Raw genomic sequence first — 20,823 nt, forward strand, 5'->3', positions numbered from 1 at the left:
CGATGCCCGACCGTCCCCCGACCACGCCCATCCGCGCCCCGAAACGCGCCGCCGGTCCGCGCGCGTGGCAGCGCATGCTGTCTGGACGGCGGCTCGACCTGCTCGCCCCCTCCCCGCTCGACGTCGAGATCGAGGACGTCGCCCACGGCCTCGCCCGGGTGGCGCGCTGGAACGGACAGACCACGGGCGAGCACATTTTTTCCGTCGCCCAGCACTCGCTGCTGGTGGAGCAGATCGCCCGCCGCATCGAACCGGCGGCGCCGCGCGCGTCCCTCCTCTGGGCGCTGCTGCACGACGGGCCCGAATATGTCGTCGGCGACATGATCAGCCCGTTCAAGGCGGTGATCGGCGACAGCTACCGCGAGGTCGAGGCGCGGCTCGCCGCAGCCGTGCGCCTGCGCTTCGGCCTCTCGCCGGAGCCCGACGCCGCCTGCCTCAAGCTCGTGAAGCGCGCCGACCAGAGCGCCGCCTTCCTGGAGGCGACACGGCTCGCGGGCTTCTCGCTCGCCGAGGCCACGACGGTCTTCGGCCGCCCCGTCGGCGCGCCGCACGACGCCGACCTCACGCCCTGGCCGGCCGAGACCGCCAAGCGCCGGTTTCTGGACCGCTTCGCCGAGCTTGCGGTCTGAGGTCGGCGCGGATGACGCATCCCCCGTATGAGGTATGCGCGACGCCCTCAAGTTTGTTATCGTTCGACCGATGATCGCCGTCTGCCCCATCACCCGACTGAAGGAGAGCGCCGAAGCCTTCGGCGTCCACCGCATGCTGTCGCTGGTGGCCGAGGGCACCGAGATCGAGCGCCCGGCCCGGATCGCCCCGGACGATCACCTCACGCTCTACTTCCACGACATCGTCGAGCCGCTCGAAGGCTATGTGCCGCCCTGCGAAAGCCACGTGGCCGACGCGCTGGATTTCGCGGCCGCCGACGACCGGCCGATCCTCGTGCACTGCTATGCGGGCGTCAGCCGCTCCACCGCCATGGCGTTCGCCATCGCCTGCGCGCGCGAGCCGGCGCGCGACGAATTCGAGCTCGCGCGCACGATGCGCGAGCTCAGCCCCACCGCGACGCCCAACCGCCTCATCGTCAGCCTCGCGGACGCCGCGCTCGGCCGCGGCGGACGGATGGTCGAGGCGGTGGCCGCCATCGGCCGCGGGCGCGACGCCTTCGAGGGCGCGCCCTTCGCGATCGACCGCGCCGACCGCTCATGAACGAAGCCGCCGCGGCCGTCGGCGTCGGCCTGTCGGCGGCGGTGGTCGCCGTCGAGAACGAGGCGCCGGAAATTCTCGTCACGCGCGGCGGCGGCGGGCCGGCGGGCCTTCCCTCCGGCGCCTTCGATCCGGCGCGCGACCGCACGCTCGAAATCGCGCTGCGCGCCTCGATCTTTGACCAGACCGCGCTCGACGTCGGCTATGTGGAGCAGCTCTACACCTTCGGGGACCGCGGCCGCGCGCTCGTGCCCCAGGCCCGGCACATGGTGTCGATCGGCTATCTCGCGCTCACCCGCCGGCCGCGCGACCGCGCGGCGCTCGAGGCGGCCGGCGCGGCGTTCCGGCCGTGGTACGCCTATTTCCCCTGGGAGGACTGGCGCCGCCGCCGGCCCGAGGTGCTCGACCACGCTATCCTGCCCGCGCTCAACGACTGGATCGCCGAGGCGCCCGAGGCCGAGACCGGCCGCGCGCTGCCGCGCCTGGCCCGCGCGCGCTTCTGTTTCGGCCTCGACGAGGCGCCCTGGGACGAGGAGAAGGTGCTCGACCGCTACGAGCTGCTCTACGAGGCCGGGCTCGTAGAGGAGGCCTGCCGCGACGGCCGCCCGGCGGCGCTCGCAAGGACCGACGCGCCGCGGCTCGGAGAGGCGATGCGCGACGACCATCGCCGCATCCTCGCCACCGCGATGGGGCGGCTGCGATCGAAGCTGAAATATCGCCCCGTGGTGTTCGAGCTGATGCCGCCGCGCTTCACGCTGACCGCGCTTCAGCTCGCCGTCGAGGCGGTAGCGGGCCGAAAGCTCCACAAGCAGAATTTTCGCCGCCTCGTCGAGGCCGCGGCGCTGGTCGAGCCGACGGGCCAGTCCGAGACCCAGACGGGCGGGCGCCCCGCCGCGCTCTATCGCTTCCGCCGCGAGGTGATCGAGGAGCGCCCGGCGCCCGGCCTGCGGTTCGGGCGGGGGTGAGGCGCGAACTCTTTTCGGCGCGCCGGCCCCCTCCACCATGGCTATCGCCATGGTCCCCCTCCCCGAGGATCCGCGCACGCCCTCGCCCCGCCTCGCCCCTGACGAAAGTCGCGCTATAACCCGGCCGGGCTGCGTGATTTTCCCCCGGACGACCTCATGACATCCGATAGCATTCTCGTTCCGGGCGACACCTGCTGGCGCATCGAGCGGGCGGAGCGCTTCGCCTTCATCGTCGACGCGAACGACTATTACCGCTTCGCAAAGCAGGCGATCCTGAACGCGCGCCATTCGGTGATGCTGATCGGCTGGGACTTCGACAGCCGCATCGAGCTCGAGCCCGAAGGCGCGACGCTCGAAGGCCCCAACCGGCTCGGCCCGTTCCTCACCTGGATCGCCGACCGGCGGCCGGAGGTGGAGATCTATCTCCTCAAGTGGCGCTTCGGCATCGTCGAGACGCTCTCGCGCGGCGAGACGCCGTTCTACCTGCTGCAGTGGATGGCCAAGAAGAACATCCGCCTGAAGCTCGACGGCGCGCATCCGCCGATGGCGTCCCACCACCAGAAGATCGTGGCGATCGACGACCGGCTCGCCTTCTGCGGCGGCATCGACATGACGCTCGGGCGCTGGGACACGCGAGAGCACCGCGAGAAGGACCCGAACCGCCGCTCGCCCTGGGGCCGCTCGCTCCAGCCCTGGCACGACGCAACGACCTGCGTGGACGGAGCTGCCGCCAGGGCGCTCGGCGAAATCGCCCGCGAGCGCTGGTTCCGCGCGACCGGCGAAAAGCTCGCCGAAGGGCCGACGGGCGAGGATCTGTGGCCGGAGCCGCTCGCCCCCACCTTCGAGGGCGTCGACGTCGCGATCTCGCGCACGGTCGCAGCCTATGACGACCATCCGCAGGTGGCCGAGATCGAGGCGCTCTATCTCGCGGCGATCGCGACCGCGAAGCGCAGCCTCTACATCGAGAGCCAGTATTTCGCGAGCCGGCGCATCGCCGAGGCCGTGATCGCGCGCCTCGTCGAGCCGGACGGGCCCGAGATCGTCATCGTCAATCCCGAGAGCCAGGACGGCTGGCTCGAGGAGGCGACCATGGGCGCGGCCCGGGCGCGGCTCATCGACCATGTGCGCTACGCCGACAAGCAGAAGCGCTTCCGCGTCTATTATCCCGCCACCGCCTCGGGCGCGCCGATCTACGTCCACGCCAAGGTGATGATCGTGGACGACCGGCTGCTGCGCGTCGGCTCCTCCAACCTCAACAATCGCTCGATGGGCTTCGACACCGAGTGCGATCTCGCGATCGACGCGCACGACGACGAGGCGCTCTCGAAGAAGATCGCGGCGGTGCGCGACGACCTTTTGGCCGAGCATCTCGGCGCCACGACGGAGGTGGTGGCGGCCAAGCTCGAGGAGACCGGCTCGCTGATCGCGACCATCGAGGCGCTCGGGCGCAACGGCCGGCGGCTGATCGAGCTCGAGGTGCGCGAGCTCGGCGAGGTCGAGGAGGCGCTCGCCGAGACCGACTTCGTCGATCCCGAGCGCCCGCCCGGCGTGATGAAGCGCGCCAAGCACAGGATCATGCGGCGCCTGCCGCGAGGCTGAGACCGACTGCGTGCTTCGAGACGCCCGCCGATGGCGGGCTCCTCAGCATGAGGAAGGTTTGCAGACTTTCACGACGGTCCTCATGCTGAGGAGCGGCCTTTCGGCCGCGTCTCGAAGCACGCAGTTCCTTTCGACCGCTCCAACTCCTTCGTCGGCTTCCTCTCCCGAACGCGGCGCCCTAACGTCGCGCCCTCGCGGCATCGGGGGGCGGCGGCTTTGGACGAATTCGGGCTGCTGATCCTGCTGGTGCTCGCCGTGCCCGTCATGGCGATCGCGGGGCTGACGCTCGGCCTTTCGGCCCGCCGGCGGATCGACACGCTCGAACGGCGCCTCGCAGCCCTCGAAAGCGCCTTCGCCCGCAAAGCCGCGGCCGAGCCGTCACCCCTCCCGTCGCAGGCGCCGCAGCCGGCCCCGGCGACCGCGCAGGCGCCGCCCGCGCCGCCGCCGCCGCGTCGCCGCCGCGCATGTCCGTCCCACGCCCCCGGCGCCCAAGCCTGCGCCTCCCAAACCTGCGCCGCAAAAACCCGGGCGCTCGCTGGAGGAGCTCGTCGGCGCGCGCTGGAGCGTGATCGTCGGCGGGCTCGCGCTCGCGCTCGGCGGCATCTTCCTCGTCCGCTATTCGATCGAACAGGGGCTGATAGGCCCCGCGGCGCGGATCACGCTCGGGGCGCTGTTCTCGGCCGGGCTGCTGGCGCTTGGCGAACGGCTTCGCCGCGCGGAAGGCTCCGGCCCCCGCAAGGCCATCGACATTCCCGCCGTCGTCACCTCGGCCGGCGCGACCAGCGCCTTCGCGACCGTCTACGCGGCCTATGCGCTCTACGGCTTCCTGCCGCCGGCCGCCGCCTTCCTCGCGCTCGGGATCGTGGCGGTCGCGACGCTCGTCGCGGCCGTGCTGCACGGGCCGGTGCTCGGCGCGGCGGGCCTCATCGGCGCCTACGCCACCCCTCTCCTGGTCTCCTCCGACGAGCCCAACGCGATCGCGCTTTTCGCCTATCTCCTCGCGCCGACGGCCGCCGCCTTCGCGGTCGCGCGGATGCGGAACTGGCCGCCGCTCGCGCTCGCGGCGGGGATCGCGGCCTTCGCCTGGGGGCGCTTGCGGTTCTCGGCGGCCTCGCCGCCGGTTCGGGGCCGCTGCTGGCTTACGTGGTGGGGCTCATCGCGCTCGCCGCCGCGATGCATTCGGGCCTTTCCGCCAAGGCGCCCGAAGCCGCGGCGCCGGACTGGATCAGCGGGCCCCTGATCGCCCTGTTCGCGCTGCTCGCGACCGCAGCGCCCGCGATCGACGGCTTCGGCGCCGCCACGCTCGCGGCGACCGGCGCGGTGATGCTGGCGCTGCTGGGCCTCGCGGCCTGGGCGCCGGGCCTTTCGCCGCTCGCCCCCGTCGGCGCGGTCCTCGCGGCGCTCGTCACGCTCTCCTTCGACGACGGCGCGCTCACCGCCATGGCCGAGGCCACGAGCCTTCCCGCCCCGGCGAGACGCCGCGCAGCGACGGGCTCGGCGGCTTCCTCGCCTTTTGCGGCGTCCTCGGCGCGGCGTTCCTCGCGGCCGGCGCGTTCGCGGCCCGCATCGCCTCCGCAAGCCCGGCGTGGCGAAGCGGCCTGCTGGCCGCCGCCGCCGCGGCCGCGCCGCTGCTCCTCATCGCGAGCGCCTACTGGCGTGTCGCCGAATTCGCGCCGGACCTGCGCTTCGCGGCGATCGCGGTGCTGGTCGCAGCCGCGCTCGCCGCGCTCACCGAAGACGCCGCCCGCCGCGAGCCCTCCGGCGCCGCGAGCCCCGCCGCGACCGCGGCCTACGCCACGGGCGCCTCCGCCGCGCTTGGCCTTGCGCTCGCCATGGCGATGCGCGACGGCGGGCTCACCGTCGCGCTGTCGTTCCTCGCCATGGCGCTCGGCCTCGTGGCGGCGCGCCGGAACATCCGCGCGCTCGGCTGGCTCGCGATCGTCGCGGCCGCGATCGTGCTGGTCCGCATCGGCGTCGACCCGCGAATCGTCGGCGACGACCTCGGGGACGACGCCGCTGTTCAACGCTCTGCTCTGGGGCTACGGCGCGCCCATGGTCGCGTTCTGGATCGGCGCGCGCGCCTTCGCCAAGGCCGGCCAACCCCTTCCCTCGCAGGCGCTCGAAGGCCTCAGCCTCGTGTTCGCGCTGCTCTTGAGCTTCATGCAGGCGCGCCATTTCGCCACCGGCGGCGAGGTCGCGACGCCGGGCGTCGGGATCCTGGAGGCGGGCCTCGACGCGACCGTCGCCTTCGCGCTGTCGGCGGCCGCCGGAAAAACTGTCGCTCGGCCGCGCTTCCCCCGTGCTGAACTGGGGCGCGGTGATCGCGGGCGGTCTCGGCGCCATCATCTCGGTCGTCGGCCTGCTGCTCGTCTCGAACCCGTTCTTCACCGGAGAGCCGGTCGAGGGCGGCGCGGTCTTCAACGCGCTGATCCGGCTACCTGCTGCCGGCGCTCGCAGCCTTCGCGGCGGCGCGCTTCGCCGGCGAGGGCCGCCCGGTCTGGCTGCGGCGGGCGCTCGGCGGCGCGGCGCTCGCGCTCGCCTTCGCGTTCCTCACGCTCTTCGTGCGCCGCGCCTTCGCGGGCCCCGAGCTCGACGGCCCGTTCGAGAGCGACGCCGAATGGTACGTCTATTCCGCCGTCTGGCTCGTCTTCGCGCTCGCGCTTCTGACGGTCGGCGTCGTGCGGCGCTCGCAGACGCTGCGGCTCGCCTCGGCGCTCATCGCCGTTCTGGTCGTGCTGAAGGTATTCCTGCTCGACCTCGCGGGCCTCGGCGGCGTCTGGCGCGCGGTCTCCTTCATCGGCCTCGGCGGCGTGCTGATCGGGGTCGGCCTCGTCTATCAGCGATTGTTGTTTCCAAAGCCCGCCGCCTCTGCATGACTTGTGCCGAACAATCGGCTATGTGGCTTGCGGGGACGCAAGACGACTTCTCACAAAACGGCTTGCTCGATGCTTCAATGGGATGATTTCCGGCTGGTGAAGGCGATCTCCGAGCGGAGGTCGCTCGCCGGGGCCGCCGAGATGCTCGGCGTCAACGCCTCGACCGTGTTCCGGCGCCTCGGGGCGCTCGAGGAACGGCTCGGCGCGCGCCTGTTCGAGCGCGGCCGCGCCGGCTACGGCCTGACGCCGGCCGGCGACGAGATGTCGGCGATCGCCGACCGGATGGCGAACGACATCGTGTCGTTCGAGCGCCGGGTGCTCGGCCAGGACCTCGCGCCGACCGGCGAGCTGCGCGTCACCACCAACGACGGCCTGCTGATCCACGGCCTGACCGACGTGTTCGCGAGCTTCCGCCGCGCCTATCCCGAGATCACGCTCGACGTGGTGGTGGGCAACGCGGTGCTGAACCTCTCCAAGCGCGACGCCGACATCGCGCTGCGCGTCACCTCCTCGCCGCCCGAGACGCTGGTTGGCCGGCGCCTCGCCTCGATCTACTGGGCGGTCTACGGCCTCGCGCCGCTGAAGGAGGTCGACAGCATCGAGGCGCTCGACCACCTGCCCTGGATCGGCCCTGGCGACATGCTGGCGGCGCTGCAGCGCTGGCTCCGCGACGTGGTGGGCGAGCACAAGATGGTCTACCGCCTGAACACGGTGCTCGGCATGGCCGAGGCGATCGCGGCCGGCATCGGCGTCGGGCCGCTGCCCTGCTACATCGCCCACCGCTTCCCGAGCCTGGGTGCGGCTCTACGATCCGCCCGGCCAGCAGCCGCCGGGCCTGTGGATCCTCACCCATCCCGACCTGCGCTCGAGCGCGCGCATCCGGGCGTTCATGGACCATGTCGGCCAGGAGCTCTCGAGGCGGCGCCCCTGCTTCGAGGGGATCAAGGAGCGCGAGCGCGAGCCGGCGTGAGGCGGGGCTGAGACGGATCGCGTGCTTCGAGACGCCCGCCTTGCGGCGGGCTCCTCAGCATGAGGATCGTCGAGAGGCCGTAGTCGCAGAATGCATCTCGACGAACCTCATGCTGAGGAGGTCCGAAGGACCGTCTCGAAGCGCGCAGTGCGCCTCAGCTGCGCGTTCGCGCGGCCAGCCTCGGCAACAGATCCAGACGTCCGGCGATCAAAGCTTCCTTCTTGGCGCGCGACCATCCCTTGATCTGGCGCTCGGCCGCGATCGCGTCCTCGACGCGGACGAAACGCTCGGAGAAGACCAGCGCCACCGGCAGCCGCGCGGCGGTGTAGCCGCCGAAAGCGCCGCTCTGGTGCTCGGCGAGACGCTTCTCAAGCGCGCCGCGGGTGGAGCCCACATAGTAGGAGCCGTCGGAGCAGCGGAGGATGTAGATCCAGGCGTCCATGAGCGGAGACGGACTGCGTGCTTCGAGACGCCCGCTTTGCGGGCTCCTCAGCATGAGGGCCGTCGAGGCGATTGGAAAGAGGCCGACCGGCTGTTGCTGAAAGAGAAAAGGCGGCGACCGATCAGAACTCCGACTCCAGCCTTCCTCATGCTGAGGAGGCTGCGAAGCAGCCGTCTCGAAGCACGCAGTTCGCTTCAACCGCGATGCGACGGAGACGGACTGCGTGCTTCGAGACGCCCGCTTTGAGGGTTCCTCAGCATGAGGACCGTCGAGACGACTGAGACGAGAAAGAGCGCCCTCAGGCCGCCTGCTTGCGCACGTCCTTCACGTCGGTGAACTCGACGGTCTCCCAGCGCTCCTTGGCGCGTCCCATCTGGAACGCGGAGCCCGCCAGCAGCACCGGATCGCCGTCGAGGTCCTCGGCGAGGCTCGAGCGGTTGGCGGCGAGGAAATCCTCGAGCGTCTTGCGGTCCGGCGCCGTAATCCAGCGCGCGATCGAGTACTGGCTCTGCTCGAAGCCGACCTCGAGGCCGTATTCCGCCAGGAGGCGCCCCGTCAGCACGTCGAGCTGCAGCGCGCCGACGACGCGACGAGGGCGGGCGAGCCGTCGAACGGGCGGAACACCTGCACCACCCCCTCCTCCGCGAGCTCCTGCAGCGCGGACTTGAGCTTCTTGGCCTTCATCGCGTCCTCGAGCCGCACGCGGCGCAGGATCTCGGGCGCGAAGCTCGGCACGCCGAGGAAGCTGATGTCCTCGCCCTCGGTCAGCGTGTCGCCGATGCGAAGCGCGCCGTGGTTCGGGATGCCGACCACGTCGCCGGCGTAGGCCTCCTCGGCGAGCTGGCGGTCCTGCGCGAAGAAGAACTGCGGCGCATGAAGGCCGATCATCTTCTGGGTGCGGGTCTGCCTGGCCTTCATGCCGCGCGTGAGCTTGCCCGAAATGAGCCGCACGAAGGCGATGCGGTCGCGGTGGTTAGGGTCCATGTTGGCCTGGACCTTGAACACGAAGGCGGTCATGCGCGGCTCTTCCGGCGCGACCGCTCGCTTGTCGGCGTCGAGACCCTGCGGCGACGGCGCGAGATCGGCGAGCGCGTCCAGCAGGTCGCGGACGCCGAAGTTCCGGAGCGCCGAGCCGAACAGCACCGGCGTCAGGTGGCCCTCGCGGAACGAGGCCATCTCGAAGGCCTTCAGCGCGCCCTGCGCGAGTTCGAGCTCGTCGGTGACCTCCGCGAGCCGGTGCTCGTTCACCAGCCCCTTCAGCGCGCCCAGGCCCTCGCCCGCGCTCTCGTCGCCGCCGTCGACGAGGCGGATGCGGCCGGTCTTCAGCTCGAAGGTGCCGGCGAACTCCTTGCCGCGGCCGATCGGCCAGGTGAGCGGCGCGACGTCGAGCGCGAGCGTCTGCTCGATCTCGTCCAGAATCTCGAACGGGTCGCGGCTCTCGCGGTCCATCTTGTTGACGAAGGTCACGATCGGGATGTCGCGCAGGCGGCAGACCTCGAACAGCTTTCGGGTGCGCTCCTCGATGCCCTTGGCGGCGTCGATGACCATCACGGCGGAATCGACCGCGGTGAGGGTGCGGTAGGTGTCTTCCGAGAAGTCCTCGTGGCCCGGCGTGTCGAGCAGGTTGAACACGCAGTCGCGGTACTCGAAGGTCATCACCGAGGTGACGACCGAGATGCCGCGGTCGCGCTCGATCGCCATCCAGTCGGAGCGCGTGCGGCGGCGCTCGCCCTTGGCCTTCACCTGGCCGGCGAGCTGGATCGCCCCGCCGAACATCAGGAGCTTCTCGGTCAGCGTCGTCTTGCCGGCGTCAGGATGCGAGATGATCGCGAAGGTGCGGCGGCGTTCGACCTCGCGCGACAGCGGAGACGGGGCGGACGGGGAAGCGACTTCGGTCATCTGAGGGATCTGCCAGCGGCGACGGTCTTGCGTGCTTTCAGGACGCCGTCTCCGCAGCCCCGGCGAGACGTCGGAAGAGCTGGCCGTCGCGACGCTTGCGCCGAGCCGCGCTTGCGCGCGCGTTCGGCCGCGCCGGCGCGGGATGTCAGGCGTTCGGGGTTGCTCGCACGACGCGTCGCCGGGCGCAAGCGCCGGCAGGATCGAGCTACTGGCTCGGCGGCGTCCAGATCGCCAGTTCAGAGGTCACGACCTTGCGGGGGAACAGGCCCTCGCCGAAGAAGGCGTCGGCGATCTTCTGCTGCTCGGAGAGCCCCTCGCGCGTCACGGCGCCGATCTTGTAGGACCGCCGGCCGTTCGCCTTCTCGATGCTGGCCGCGTCCATGGCCCAGAGGCCGGTGAGCTTCTCGGCGCCTGCGCGCGGATCGGCCTTGAGCTGCTCGCCCGCGGCCTTCAGGCGGCCGACGATGAGGCCGAGCGCCTCGCCGCCGCGATCGGCGAAGTCGCGGGTCGCGAGATAATAGCGCTTGTAGCCGGAAAGCCCGGTCCCGTCGGCGAGGACGCGCGCGTCGGTCTGCGCCTGGATGCTGGCGATGAACGGATCCCAGATCACCACCGCGTCGACCTTGCCGGCGACGAGCGCCGCGCGCCCGTCGGCGGGGGTGAGATAGGCCGGCGTCACGTCCTTGATCGAGAGGCCGGCCTTGGCGAGCGCCGCGAGCAGCAGGTAATGGCTGCCTGCGCCCTTGGTGACCGCGATCTTCTTGCCCTTGAGGTCAGCCACCGAAGCGACGCTCGACGAGGCCGGCACAAGGATCGCCTGCGCGGACGGCGAGGCCGCCTCTTCGGCCACATAGACGATCTTCGCGCCGGCGGCCTGGGCGAACACCGGCACCGTGTCGGCGACGTCCGCGCTGAAGTCGATCGCGCCGACGTTGAGCGCCTCCAGCATCGGCAGGCCGCTGGTGAATTCGTGCCAGGTGACCGCGACGCCGCGCTCGCCCAGCGCCTTTTCGAGCGAGCCGTCGGCCTTGAGCAGGCTCATCAGCGTCGACGAGCGCTGAAACCCGATCCGCACGGTCTTCGGGGCCTCGCCGAACGCCTCGGGCGCGTGAAGAAGCGCCGGAACCACGAAGGCGGCCCCCGCCGCCAGCAGGACAAAACGGCGGGTGACGTCGGCGGCGCGGCGCATCTGGGCTCTCTCGTTCGAACTGTCGGCGCCCCGAGCGCCGTCAATATGTATACATAATACATAGAATGCATTGAGTGAAGCGCAGAAAGGCGCGCAGGACGCCGGGACGGCTTGCGGCCGTCAGGCGCCGAAAGCTTTGTCGCGTCGCGGAACTGCGGACCTTCGTCCTGCGGAGACTGAAATATGAATATTTCGTATACGGTCAAGCAATAAAGACAGACATCTCAGAACAACGGCCTTCCGGCGGCTGATCAAAAAATCTCGCCTGAGCGGAACCAATCGCTGCGCCGCACAATGGCCTCATAGTGCTCACGCGAGGCTCACATTCGACCGCTACTCCTCCGGACATAGACTTTCCAACGGGGAATTAGATCCTATGAGTAAATCCGCCATGCTGGCGCTCGCCGGCGTGACCGCGCTCGCCTGCGTTTCGGCCGCAGCGCCCGCCTCCGCCCAGTGCGGCAAGGCCTCCTGGTACGCGCTGCATTCCAAGACCGCGAGCGGCGAGCGCATGCAGCCCTACGCGCTGACCGCCGCCCATCGCAGCTTGCCGTTCGGCACCAAGATCCGCGTCAGCAATTCGAGGACCGGCAAGAGCGTGGTGGTGCGCATCAACGACCGCGGCCCGTTCATCCGCGGACGGTTCCTCGATCTCTCCAAGGGCGCGGCGCGCTCGATCGGCATGGGCGGCGTCGGCAGTCTGCATGTCGAAGATCGGCTGAGCCGTTAGAGCAGATCCTGCCATCGCCGCGCCCCATGGACGACGCGGACGATCTCCGCGCCGCCCTCGATCCCGCGATAGAGGATCAGGTAGTTTCCCAACGGAAACATGCGCAGCTCAGGCCGCACGTCCGGCCTGGAGACGCCCATCCCGGGATTTTGGCTGAGCGCCCGGCATCGGTGCTGGACCGCGTCGATCCAGTTCAGCGCGGCCCTCGGATCGTCGGCGGCGATGTGGCGAGCGATCCTCAGGATGTCGGCCTCGGCCTCAGGTCGAAGGCGAAGCGTCATCGCGCGGCTGCGTCCTACGCCTTCAAGGTCAAAGCGCGTCTGACACGGTCGAAAGCCTCGTCGCCGTCCGTCGTGGGTCCGCTCGAAACGCCGACGTCCCACAGGCGGCCGATCTCTTCGATCGCCTTCTCGCGCTCAGCCCGCTGGGCCTTCCAGTCTCGCAGCGCCTCCCGCATCACCTCGCTGGCTGACGCATATTCCCCAGACGCCACCGCCTCGCGCAGCATCGCGGCCATCTCGGGCGTGAGAGCGACGAGCTTCTCGACATTCGCCATCGGTGAGGCCTCCTTCCTGAAAAGTAGGAAAGATTGCTACCGGAGACAACGGCCTCAGCGCAGCCGGACCGTCTTCAGCCTGGCGCCGGAGAGCAGGACCTCGCTCTCCTTCACCGGCTCCAGCTGGTAGGCCAGAATCCCCTGCCCCATGCCGGCGTATTTGACGAGAAAGAACCCGTTGAGCCGGACGAAGCCGCGGCCCTCGACGAAGCCGCCCGCAAAGGACAGCTGGTATTTCTGCGCGTCCGAGCGGCCTGTCGCCGTGCTCGACAGAAACACGACGAGCGCCTCGTCCGGCAGCCTGTCGGCTACGAGGCCGGCGGCGGGATCGAGCGTCGCCTTCAGCCCGATGATCTTGTCGGAAAAGCCTGCGACCCGCTCGAAGACGCCTTGAGCGTTCTTCGCCGACACAGCGCCTTCGAGCACCGGGATCGGCGCCGGCGCGGCGGCGAGCTTCGTGGCGGGGAACGCCAGCGTCGCCGCGGCGGCGATGCGGACCGTGGCGGCTCGGCGCGAGATCACGGGCGGCGGTTCTCCTCTTTGACGGCGCAGGCCGTTCAGCCGAGCCCCGCGGGCGCGTTGCTGCGGCGGGCGAGCTCGGCGACGCGCGGCTGCACGAAGGCCTCGCGCACGAGCGTCGGCTCGGGCAGCGGCGGCTTGCGGCGCGCGCAGCCCTGCTCGCGGGCCGGAACGTCGCGCCAGCCATGGCCGTCCCAGGCCCGCACCAGGATGTCGACGAGGCCCGACCGGTCGACCTCGATGCGGTGATAGGCGTTGGGCTCGCCGCGAAGCCGCGTCGAGGTCGCGGTGGAGACCTGCGCCACGGTGAGCACCGGCATGTCCTCGCCCAGCGGCTCGTGGTTGGTGAGGTAGCCGCGGTGGTGATGGCCGGCGAGCACGAGGCCGACGCCGAGGCCGCGAAAGGTCTCGAGCGCGTGAGTGGCGCGCCCCACGATGTCGAGCTCGGGCTCGGCGTCGGGCGGATGCAGCGCGTGATGCGCGACCACGATCCGGAACAGGTTCTTGGGCAGCGCCTCGACGCGGCGCTTGAAGCGCATCAGCTGCGGCAGGCTGAACGCCCGTTCGACCAGTCGAGCGAGAACGCCATGCGCCGCGCGGTGTTGAGGCCGAGCACCGCCACGGTGTCGTCGGTCCAGGTCGGCTCGAGGTCGCGGCTGACATAGCGCCGCCAGCGCCGGAACGGATCGACGAAGCGCTGCAGCAGGTGGATGTAGGAGATGTCGTGATTGCCCGGCACCGCGAGCACCGGCGCGTGGAGGCTCTGCAGGAACTCCGCGCCGCGTCGGTATTCGTTGCGATGGGCGCGCTGAGTGAGATCGCCCGAGACCACCACGAGATCCGGCGGATCGTCGTTGATCTCCTGCTTCAGCGCCTCGACGATGACGGGATCGACGCGGTCGAAATGCAGGTCGGAGAGGTGGACGAGGCGGGTCACGCCGAAACCCCGGCGATCGACGCGCGATCGGAAAGGCGCGGCGCCGGCCCCCTTCGCCGCTTCGCGGCGCCCCTCCCCCGCCTGCGGCAGGGGAGGATCCGCTGGAGCCGCGTCTCGCCCTCTTGATCCTCCTTCGCGGAGCGGAGAAGGGGGACCATCGCGACAGCGATGGTGGAGGAGGCGTGCGCTCCCCTCCCCGGATGTTCCGTCCCGCTCACGCCGCGCTCTCCCAGCTCCGGCGCGGGCGCGGCGGATTTCGGCCGCAGCACCTTCAGCGCCTTGGGGAGAATTCTATATTTCAGCGGCGGTGCGATGAGGCGCGTCTCGCCGTCGTTCATCACCCTGAGCAGTCGCCTGCGGCTCGTCACCGTCAGCTCCTTCACGTGGGTGGGTCTCGAGATCGACGTCGTCGGTCCAGCGGCCGAGCGCCATGCGGATCGACAGGCGCACCAGCGGCCAGGCGCTGAGGCGACGCGTCGCGTAGAGGGTCAGTTCGCCCCGGTCGAGGCGCGAGCGGGTCAGCACGTGTCCGAACCCTTCGTCATAGGCGTTGTCGGCCACCACGACGGCCTTGGAGCGGATCGTCACCGGCCCGTCGCCGAGGTCGAGGCCGATCCGCATCGCCGGATAGCGATACATCGATTTAGTCCGGCGATCACATGTCGCCACCAGCCGACGACGCCCATGTGAAGTCGATTGCGCTCGCGGCGCTCCGCAAGGCGCGCCGGCACGCCCAGCATCGAGTTGCACAGGAACTTGTGGCCGTTGACGTCGCCGACGTCGATCTCGGTCGTCTCGGCGTCCGCGAAGACCGCGATCGCGGCGTCGAGATCGACCGGGATCCCGAGATCCTTCGCCAGAAGGTTCATGGTGCCGAGCGGCAGCGGCGCGAGCGCCTTGTCGGAGCCGAGCAGCGCTTCGGCGGCGGTGGCGATGGTGCCGTCGCCGCCCGCGGTCACGATCGCGTCGACGGACAGGTCGCGGGCCTGCGCCATCCGCGAAACGAGGTCGGACGCGTCGCCGTCGAGCACGGCGACGACCTCGAGGCCGGCTCCGCGGAGCTTGGCCTCGAGCTCGGCGGCCGCGTCCGGCTTGCCGAGAAGCGAGCCGGACGAGGAGTTGACGACAAGAGCGACCTTCAAGCTTCACACGCCTTTCGAAGAGAGCAGGTCAGGCCTCCGCCGCCGCGTCCTCCTGCTCGATGAAGCGCTGCAGCCGCGCCTGGTCCCGTCCGGCGCCCGTGACGAAATAGAGCGCGGTGATGAGCAGGATAAGGCCGATGGCGATCGCGGGCGCGGTGAAGTCGCCGCCCTGGAACAGCCGCACCACGATGAGCGCCGAGCACACGAGCGCGCCGAGCATCGGGATGAACACCGGAACCTCGAAGGTGCCTTCGGGCGCAGGCTCGCGCTGTTTGAGGATCACGAGCGCGACGTTCACCACGGTGAACACGGTGAGCAGCAACAGCACGGTCGAGGCCGCGAGCGCCTTGATGTCGCCGATGAGCGACAGCACCACCACGATGCCGAAGATCGTGACGATGGCGACATGCGGCGTCTTGCGCGACGCGTTCACCTTGCCGAGCGCCTCCGGCATCAGGCCCTGGCGCGACATGCCGTAGAGCAGCCGCGAGCCCATCACCCAGTTGACGAGAGCGGTGTTGGAGACCGCGAAGATGGTGATGACGCTGAGGATGATCGGCGGGAACCAGGGCCAGGCCTTCTCGACGACCGCGACGAGCGCGAGCGCCTTCGGCAGCTCCGAATAATGCATCACCGAGACCGCGGTGATCGCCACCGCCATGTAGATCACGGTCGCGGCCACCATCGCGATGATGATGGCGAGCGGCATGTTGCGCTTCGGGTTCTTCACCTCCTCGGCGACGTTGAGCATGTCCTCGAAGCCGATGAAGGAGAAGAAGGTCAGCACCGCGCCCTGCATGATGAGGATCGCTATCGTGCCGAGCTCGCCGTTGTGGCTGGCCTCGGGCGGGAATTCGAGCAGGTTCTGCGAGCCCCAGTAGGAGACGCCCGACGCGATCACGATCAGAAGCCCCGAGGCCTCGATGACCGTGCAGAGCGCGTTGAACCACATGCATTCCCTGATGCCGCGCAGCAGGATGCCGCCGATGAAGATCAGGAAGCCGATGGCCAGCATCCAGATCGGGATCTGGAGCCCGAGGAGCTTGGCGATCGACTCCGCCACCACGTTCGACTGCGTCGCGATCGAGGTGAGGCCCGAGCAGACGACCGTGAGGCCGACCACGTAGGACAGCAGCGGGATCATGTAGGCGCGCTGGGTGACGTAGGCCGCGCCGCCGGCCTTGGGATAGCGCGAGACGATGTTGGCGTAGGAGAGGCCCGTCAGCATCGCGGCGATCATCGAGACGATGAACGCCATCCAGACCGCGGAGCCGAGCTGGCCGGCCGCCTGGCCGATGAGGCCGTAGATGCCGGCCCCCAGCATCGAGCCGAGGCCGTAGAGCGTGATCTGCCAGAGAGTGACGGACCGTTCGAGTTTAGGTTCGCCTGTCGCGTCGGTCATCCGCCTGTCCCCTCTTTCCATGTGACGGACCGATGACCGGCCCCCCTAGGGAGGTTAGGGCGAAAATGAGGCGCGCCAACCGGTTGGGCGCCATTCGTTCAAAAAGAAACGGCGCGCGGTAGCGCCGCGCGCCGTCTGTCGTGGTTCCGGGGACAGGCCCGGAAGGCTTATTTCTCGCTGGAGAGCAGCGTCGTGATGTTGCGCACCGTCACGCGGCGGTTGCGCTCTTCGGCCCCGTCGGTCTGGACCTTGAGATACTGCTCGCCATAGCCCTGCGTGGTCAGGTTCTCGGCCGGAATGTCGAAGTACTTGGTGAGCACTTCGGCGACCGCCTCGGCGCGCCGGTCGGAGAGCGACAGGTTGTCCTCGTCCGAGCCGACCGCGTCGGTGTGGCCCTCGACCATGAAGACCGTGCGCGGGTTCTTCTTGACCGCGGCCTCCATCGCCTGGCCGACCTTCTCGAGCTTCGAGATCTGGTCGTCGCGGACGTACCAGGAGCCTGTGTCGAAGGTCACCGAGTCGAGATCGACCGAGCGGACGTACTGGCGCAGCGGCGCGCTCTGACGGATCTCGTCGAGCGAGTAGCTGCGCTCCAGCCGCTCGACCGGCGGAGCGTCGAAGGCCTCGGAGATGTCGCGCTCGGACGCGACGTCGGCGTCCACGATGTAGCGCTCGCGCGGCACCGAGATCCGCGGCGGGGCGATGTCGAGATTGATGAACAGCCCGTCGCGGCCGCCGCGCGGGCGGTTGTCGATCAGCACGTATTCCTGCCCGCGATACTCGCGGACGCGGCGGATCAGGCGGCCGTCCTCGTCCGTCACGGTGACGACGCGCGAGCCGTCCGGCCGGGTGACGACCGTGCGGATCTCGCCGCCGCGGCGCTCCTCGCGGATGTCGCGCGGGTTCACGCCGAAGCGGAAGCGCGCGGCCTCGTCGCGGCGGATGATGACGCGGTCGCCGTCGCGGATGATCCGGCGCCCGCCCGGCTCCGTGATGATGATGCGGGAGCCGTCGCGGGTCTCGCGGCGCTGGTCCTTCAGGCGGTCGACGCGGTCCTCGAGACGCTCGTTGTCGCGGCGCTCGTCGCGCAGACGCTCGCGCAGGCGCTCCTCGCGGTTGTCCTGACGAGCGTCCTCGCGGCGCTCCTGACGGTCGTCGCGACGATCGCGCGCGTCTTCGCGGCGGTCGTCGCCGGCGGCCGGACGGTCGTTGCTCGGCCGGTCAGCGCCCGGGCGGCCGCCGTCATTGGCGCGCTCGCGCTCGCGGTCCTCGCGCATCTGCGCGCGATCCTTGCGATCCTCCGAACGCGTGTCGGAGCCAGGACCGGAGCCGGCGCCGCCGCCCGTGGCGTTGGGGCGATTGGCGTCGTTGGCGCGGTCGCGCTGGCGGTCCTCACGCATCTGCTGCGCGCGGTCCTTGCGATCCTCGGACCGGGCGTCGGATCCCGAACCGGCTCCGCCGCCGGTCGCGCTCGGCGATCCGCCGGCCGCGGGCTTGTCGGAAGACGCGGGCTTGTCGGGAGACGCCGCCTGGTCGCGCTTGCGCTGCTCGCGCTCGGCGTCGCGGGTCTGCTGACGTTCTTCGCGGTTCGGCCGATCCTCGCGGGTCTGCTGACGCTCCTCGCGCTGTTGCTGGCGCTCCTGCTGCCGCTCCTCGCGGCTCGGACGCTCCTGGGCCTGCTGACGCTCTTCGCGGCTCGGCCGATCCTCGCGGGTCTGCTGGCGTTCTTCGCGGCTCGGGCGCTCTTCGCGAGTCTGCTGACGCTCCTGCTGGCGCTCCTCGCGGCTCGGGCGCTCCTCGCGGGTCTGCTGACGCTCCTGGCGCTCCTGCTGGCGCTGCTCCTGACGCTCCTGGCGCTGCTGCTGCCGTTCCTCGCGGCGCTGCTCCTTGCCGCCCTCGTCGGCCTGCGCGACGACCATCGGCCGATCGGAGGCGAGCGGAGCGGCGAAGCTCGGCGCGGCGATCGCGAACGCCGGCAGCACAGTGCCCGCCAGCAGCAGGATCCTTGTTTTTCTCATGATCAACCTTGTCGCGTTTCAGGCAGTTCGATGGTTACGAGCCACGATCGCCTCGTCAGCCCCGGATCCTACCTATTCGCAGAATTTGATCCGTCAATGACGAAGCGCAGGTCTTATTGAGGCGAGCGGTACATTTCGTTCCGCAAATCGTAGAGACGTTCATTTAACGTTCATCTTCGACTTTTGCGACGCAACATTTCGTCTTGCCGATGCGAAATACCTCTATACCGGCGCAAGCCTCGCACGGTCGACGCCGCCGCCCCGCCGGGCTATGAAACCCCGTCGGCGTCGCCCTGCGGGCCGGCTTGTCGGGGAGTATCGGGGCGTTGCCAGGAACCGGTCGCCGCTGCGCAGTTCTGCTCGTGACTGGGTTTCTCGCCGCCTGCGGCGGGCGGCCCGAGGGCGTGCTGACGCCCGTGACCGCGCAGACGCCGGGAGCCTCGAGCGTCGACCTGATGGCGGTCACGACGCGGCTTGCGACCGCCGAGCCCGGCAAGCTGTTTTCGGGCGAGCGCGCCTCGAAGATCTCGCTCACCGACATCCGCATCTCGATCCCGCCGGACCAGACGCGCCAGATCGGCGACGTGCAGTGGCCCAAGAAGCTGCCGCCCGACCCGTCGAAGGAGTTCGCCACACTCGCGGCCAACGAGGTGACGCGCGACGGCGCCCGCGCCTGGTTCAAGCGCGAGGCGAAGGGGCGCAAGCACGTCCTCCTCTTCATCCACGGCTTCAACAACACCTATGAGGACGCGGTCTACCGCTTCGCGCAGATCGTGCATGACAGCGGGACAGACGCGGTGCCGGTGCTGTTCACCTGGCCGTCGCGCGGCTCGGTCTTCGCCTATCAGTACGATCGCGAGAGCACGAACTATTCGCGCGACGCGCTGGAGGAGACGCTCCAGACGCTCGCCAAGGCCCCGGAGATCCAGGACGTCTCGATCCTCGCCCATTCGATGGGATCGTTCCTGACGCTTGAATCGCTGCGCCAGATGTCGATCCGAAACGGCCGCATCGCGCCGAAGATCAGCAACGTGATCCTGGCCGCGCCCGACGTCGACGTCGACGTGTTCAAGCAGCAGCTCGGAGAGATGGGGCCTGCGAACGCGCGGCCGCGCTTCACGATCTTCACCTCGACCGACGACCGCGCGCTGATGGTTTCGAGCCGCCTCGCCGGCAAGGTGCCGCGGCTCGGGGCGATCGACCCGAAGGCCGAGCCCTACGCCTCGGAGTTCCGCGACGCCAACATCGACGCCTTCGACCTCACCGACGTCGAAAGCGCCGACAAGCTGCGGCACGGCAAGTTCGCGAGCGCCGCGGTGGTGAAGGCGATCGGCGGGCGGCTCGTCGAGGGCCAGCAGATCGCCGACAGCGACCTGAGCCTCGGCGAGCGCGTCGGCCAACTCACCACGGGCGTCGCCTCGAGCGCGGGCGCGGCCGCCGGCGCGATCGTCTCGACGCCGCTCGCGATCATCGATCCGCGCACGCGCCGCAGCTATGGCGACCAGTGGGGAACGGTCGGAGGCGGCTTCGACGACGCCGCCTCCTCGCTCAGGCCCGACATCCGCCGCCGCGGCGCAGCCCGGCCGCAGGCGGGCGCCGCTCAGGCCTCGACGACGAGCTCCGCGGCCTCCAGGCCGTCGAACTCCGCCGCGACGCGCTGACCGGTCTTGGCCTGAAGGAACGGCGTCGCCGAACCGGTGGTGACGACGTCGCCGGCCTTAAGCCAGCGGTCGGTCTTGGCGAGGCGGTTGACGAGCGCGACCAGCAGCCAGGTCGGGTCGCCGGCGTTGTTGCCGCCGCGATGTTCGAACGCCGGCGCGCCGTCGATCTTGAGGCGTACCGGCAGTTCGCCGAGCGGTCCCTCGGGCCGGCGTTCGGTTCCCGGACCGACGATCAGCGCGCCGTGGTTCTGGCGGTCCGCCACCTTCCAGAGCGAGGGCGCGCCGCGCCATTCGGCGAAGGCGGTGTCCAGCACCTCGATCGCCGCATGCCATGTCGCGACGGCGGCGAGCACCTCCTCGGTCTCGTAAGGCGTTTCGCGCGGGCAGAGGTCGCGGCCGAGCGTGACCGCGATCTCGGCCTCGACGGCCCAGAGCCGCAGCGCGGCCGCGGGCATGCGGGCCGGGCTCTGATGAAGCGTGTCGGCCGCGATCTCGCCGACGCCGATTTCGGCCTGCGGCGAGGAGGCGCCGACCTTCCACGCGACCGCCGGGCCGCTTTTGGCGACGAACGCCTGATGGACCGCCCAGGCCTCGGCCGCGTCGGCGGGCGCGAGCTCGGCCGGCAGGATCTCCAGCGCCGCCCCGGGCGGGCGGGCGGAGGCCAGCAACGCCGCGGCCTGTTCGATCTTGTCGCTCGACGCCGTCATGGCGG

The 20,823-nt window shown here is 70.2% G+C and carries 23 protein-coding genes and 1 pseudogene; 10 read left to right on the forward strand and 14 right to left on the reverse strand.

The genetic code is table 11. From position 1 onward, the window contains the following. Positions 1–2 precede the first annotated feature (2 nt). The 8 genes from K6K41_RS04865 (at position 3) to K6K41_RS04900 (ending at position 7,627) form a co-directional block, all read left to right on the forward strand. A complete protein-coding gene (locus K6K41_RS04865) occupies positions 3–629 on the forward strand; it encodes a YfbR-like 5'-deoxynucleotidase (RefSeq protein ID WP_261404124.1) in 627 nt (208 codons plus the stop codon). 70 nt (positions 630–699) lie between these two features. Further along, entirely contained in the window at positions 700–1,209 is a 510-nt protein-coding gene (locus tag K6K41_RS04870; protein WP_261404125.1) for a tyrosine phosphatase family protein, read from the forward strand. Further along, positions 1,206–2,171 (forward strand): NUDIX hydrolase, encoded by a 966-nt coding sequence (locus tag K6K41_RS04875; RefSeq protein WP_261404126.1) that lies wholly within the window; start codon positions 1,206–1,208, stop codon positions 2,169–2,171. The genes K6K41_RS04870 and K6K41_RS04875 overlap by 4 nt, the downstream gene beginning before the upstream one ends. Positions 2,172–2,327: 156 nt before the next feature. Further along, positions 2,328–3,770, forward strand: coding sequence for a phospholipase D-like domain-containing protein (locus K6K41_RS04880; protein WP_261404127.1), 1,443 nt, complete (start codon positions 2,328–2,330; stop codon positions 3,768–3,770). 565 nt (positions 3,771–4,335) lie between these two features. After that, a complete protein-coding gene (locus K6K41_RS04885; RefSeq protein WP_261404128.1) occupies positions 4,336–5,010 on the forward strand; it encodes a DUF2339 domain-containing protein in 675 nt (224 codons plus the stop codon). Between the two features lie 325 nt (positions 5,011–5,335). Then, the gene (locus K6K41_RS04890) at positions 5,336–6,076 is read left to right on the forward strand and encodes a DUF2339 domain-containing protein (RefSeq protein ID WP_261405648.1); all 741 of its coding nucleotides are present in this window, start codon (positions 5,336–5,338) and stop codon (positions 6,074–6,076) included. A gap of 135 nt (positions 6,077–6,211) precedes the next feature. Continuing rightward, a complete protein-coding gene (locus tag K6K41_RS04895) occupies positions 6,212–6,646 on the forward strand; it encodes a DUF2339 domain-containing protein (RefSeq protein WP_261405649.1) in 435 nt (144 codons plus the stop codon). 69 nt (positions 6,647–6,715) lie between these two features. Then, the gene (locus K6K41_RS04900; protein ID WP_261404129.1) at positions 6,716–7,627 is read left to right on the forward strand and encodes a LysR family transcriptional regulator; all 912 of its coding nucleotides are present in this window, start codon (positions 6,716–6,718) and stop codon (positions 7,625–7,627) included. Positions 7,628–7,770: 143 nt separating this feature from the next. On the opposite strand, the gene K6K41_RS04905 is transcribed toward K6K41_RS04900, so the two are convergent. The 3 genes and pseudogenes from K6K41_RS04905 to K6K41_RS04915 form a co-directional block, all read right to left on the reverse strand. Next, complete coding sequence (locus tag K6K41_RS04905) at positions 7,771–8,058, reverse strand: GIY-YIG nuclease family protein (RefSeq protein ID WP_261404130.1); 288 nt, start codon at positions 8,056–8,058, stop codon at positions 7,771–7,773. A 298-nt stretch (positions 8,059–8,356) separates the two neighbouring features. Next, positions 8,357–9,957 (reverse strand): annotated as a pseudogene (locus K6K41_RS04910) (peptide chain release factor 3). Positions 9,958–10,162: 205 nt separating this feature from the next. Then, on the reverse strand, positions 10,163–11,146 hold the full coding sequence (locus K6K41_RS04915; RefSeq protein WP_261404131.1) for an aliphatic sulfonate ABC transporter substrate-binding protein: 984 nt from the start codon (positions 11,144–11,146) through the stop codon (positions 10,163–10,165). Between the two features lie 376 nt (positions 11,147–11,522). Between K6K41_RS04915 and K6K41_RS04920 the strand changes: the two genes are divergently transcribed. Next, a complete protein-coding gene (locus tag K6K41_RS04920) occupies positions 11,523–11,876 on the forward strand; it encodes a septal ring lytic transglycosylase RlpA family protein (RefSeq protein ID WP_261404132.1) in 354 nt (117 codons plus the stop codon). On the opposite strand, the gene K6K41_RS04925 is transcribed toward K6K41_RS04920, so the two are convergent. The 10 genes from K6K41_RS04925 to K6K41_RS04970 form a co-directional block, all read right to left on the reverse strand. Beyond that, the gene (locus K6K41_RS04925; protein WP_261404133.1) at positions 11,873–12,157 is read right to left on the reverse strand and encodes a type II toxin-antitoxin system RelE/ParE family toxin; all 285 of its coding nucleotides are present in this window, start codon (positions 12,155–12,157) and stop codon (positions 11,873–11,875) included. The genes K6K41_RS04920 and K6K41_RS04925 overlap by 4 nt on opposite strands. 14 nt (positions 12,158–12,171) lie before the next feature. Further along, positions 12,172–12,432 carry a ribbon-helix-helix domain-containing protein gene (locus K6K41_RS04930; RefSeq protein WP_261404134.1) on the reverse strand — a complete coding sequence of 87 codons (261 nt, stop codon included), beginning with the start codon at positions 12,430–12,432 and terminating at the stop codon, positions 12,172–12,174. A 54-nt stretch (positions 12,433–12,486) separates the two neighbouring features. Further along, positions 12,487–12,954, reverse strand: coding sequence for a hypothetical protein (locus tag K6K41_RS04935; protein WP_261404135.1), 468 nt, complete (start codon positions 12,952–12,954; stop codon positions 12,487–12,489). 35 nt (positions 12,955–12,989) lie between these two features. Continuing rightward, the gene (locus tag K6K41_RS04940) at positions 12,990–13,490 is read right to left on the reverse strand and encodes a metallophosphoesterase family protein (protein ID WP_261404136.1); all 501 of its coding nucleotides are present in this window, start codon (positions 13,488–13,490) and stop codon (positions 12,990–12,992) included. Further along, positions 13,490–13,888 carry a metallophosphoesterase family protein gene (locus K6K41_RS04945; protein WP_261404137.1) on the reverse strand — a complete coding sequence of 133 codons (399 nt, stop codon included), beginning with the start codon at positions 13,886–13,888 and terminating at the stop codon, positions 13,490–13,492. The genes K6K41_RS04940 and K6K41_RS04945 overlap by 1 nt, the downstream gene beginning before the upstream one ends. Continuing rightward, entirely contained in the window at positions 13,885–14,226 is a 342-nt protein-coding gene (locus K6K41_RS04950; RefSeq protein WP_261404138.1) for a hypothetical protein, read from the reverse strand. Before K6K41_RS04950 ends, K6K41_RS04945 begins: the two co-directional genes overlap by 4 nt. Then, positions 14,180–14,509, reverse strand: a complete 330-nt coding sequence (locus K6K41_RS04955; RefSeq protein ID WP_261404139.1) for a diacylglycerol kinase family protein — start codon at positions 14,507–14,509, stop codon at positions 14,180–14,182. The genes K6K41_RS04950 and K6K41_RS04955 overlap by 47 nt, the downstream gene beginning before the upstream one ends. Then, positions 14,473–15,030, reverse strand: coding sequence for a diacylglycerol/lipid kinase family protein (locus K6K41_RS04960; RefSeq protein ID WP_261404140.1), 558 nt, complete (start codon positions 15,028–15,030; stop codon positions 14,473–14,475). The genes K6K41_RS04955 and K6K41_RS04960 overlap by 37 nt, the downstream gene beginning before the upstream one ends. Before the next feature lie 28 nt (positions 15,031–15,058). Further along, complete coding sequence (locus tag K6K41_RS04965; protein ID WP_261404141.1) at positions 15,059–16,432, reverse strand: APC family permease; 1,374 nt, start codon at positions 16,430–16,432, stop codon at positions 15,059–15,061. Between the two features lie 167 nt (positions 16,433–16,599). After that, entirely contained in the window at positions 16,600–18,450 is a 1,851-nt protein-coding gene (locus K6K41_RS04970; protein ID WP_261404142.1) for an OmpA family protein, read from the reverse strand. A gap of 362 nt (positions 18,451–18,812) precedes the next feature. Between K6K41_RS04970 and K6K41_RS04975 the strand changes: the two genes are divergently transcribed. After that, positions 18,813–20,111 (forward strand): alpha/beta hydrolase, encoded by a 1,299-nt coding sequence (locus K6K41_RS04975; protein ID WP_261404143.1) that lies wholly within the window; start codon positions 18,813–18,815, stop codon positions 20,109–20,111. Here K6K41_RS04975 and K6K41_RS04980 read toward each other — a convergent pair. Continuing rightward, positions 20,051–20,818 (reverse strand): 2-keto-4-pentenoate hydratase, encoded by a 768-nt coding sequence (locus K6K41_RS04980; protein WP_261404144.1) that lies wholly within the window; start codon positions 20,816–20,818, stop codon positions 20,051–20,053. The genes K6K41_RS04975 and K6K41_RS04980 overlap by 61 nt on opposite strands. Positions 20,819–20,823 lie beyond the last annotated feature (5 nt).

Origin of the sequence: Chenggangzhangella methanolivorans, assembly GCF_019797865.1 — a bacterium.
Classification (GTDB): domain Bacteria; phylum Pseudomonadota; class Alphaproteobacteria; order Rhizobiales; family Methylopilaceae; genus Methylopila; species Methylopila methanolivorans.